The organism is Candidatus Symbiothrix dinenymphae (genome assembly GCF_001431085.1).
In genome coordinates, this window is record NZ_BBRU01000049.1 from 1 (window position 1) to 1156 (window position 1156).

Here is a 1156-nt window from a genome sequence, read left to right on the forward strand (position 1 = left end):
AATGAGTATTCTGTGTGCATTTTTGCCAAAAACATCGCCACTTGACGCGCTTGAACGATTTCGCGTTTGCGCGACCGGGAATGAATATCGCTGATGTTCACTTTGAAGTAGTTGCTCACCACATCTTGAATTTTTTCCAAGGTGATTTGCTTCTTTTGCACATTATTTGTTTGCTCCACAATGCGTTTCGCTAATTCCAAATCCACTTTGCACTGATAAACCAGCGAATGAGCGACTAATGAAGTGATGATACCTTCCAAATTGCGGACGTGGTCGGTCACATTTTTGGCGATGTAGTCAATAGTGTCATCCGAAATGCTCAATCCGTCCTGCTTAATTTTATTGCAGAGAATTTTCTTGCGAAGTTCCAAATCCGGTTTTTGAAGTTCGAGCGTTAGCCCCGAAGACAAACGGGTCAGCAAACGTTCTTCCAAGCCTTGAATTTGTGCCGGAGCCTTGTCGCCGGTAAAAATAATTTGTTTTCCAATCAACGTCAGGTGGTTAAAAATGTGAAAAAAAGCGTCTTGTGTCTTGGGTTTGCCCGCCAATTCGTGAATATCATCCAAAATCAGCACATCAACACCTTGATAGAAATGCACAAAATCGTTGCTGGTATTTTTGAGTTTAGCATCAGAAAATTGTACCTGAAACAAGTGTGCCGAAATATACAGCACCTTCTTCTGCGGTTGCGATTCCAATATCTGATTGCCTATCGCGTGACATAAATGCGTCTTGCCAACACCGCACGCCCCAAATATAAAATAAGGATTGAAGTCTTTAGCCGGTGCCTGAGCCACTTTGAGCGCGATGGTGCGGGCTGCTTTGTTGCTCGAGCCTTCAAAATAGTTGTTAAACCTCAGATGTGGATTGATATTTGGTTCCCATGCCGCAAAATCATCAGGCGATTGATTGAGATGTTTTGCCATCTTTCGAGGGTCCGGCCTCTCCAAACGTTCACTCGGAAGTGTCACACGCGATCTCGGACTGGAACTATCCACGACCGCCCGATAAACCAAGTTGATATTGGGATTTTCGGACACACGTGCCAATGCCCTGTAAATAATATCGGCATAGTGTTCTTCCAAAAATTCGTAGAAAAACTGACTGGGTACCTGGATGGTAAAATTGTCATCCTCATACTTGTACGGAGTGATGG

Annotated in this window: 1 protein-coding gene; it reads right to left on the reverse strand. The window is 43.9% G+C overall.

The window, feature by feature from the left end:
- A partial coding sequence (gene dnaA / locus ASC50_RS00915; RefSeq protein WP_056928587.1) for a chromosomal replication initiator protein DnaA occupies positions 1 to 1156 on the reverse strand: 1156 nt, incomplete at both ends.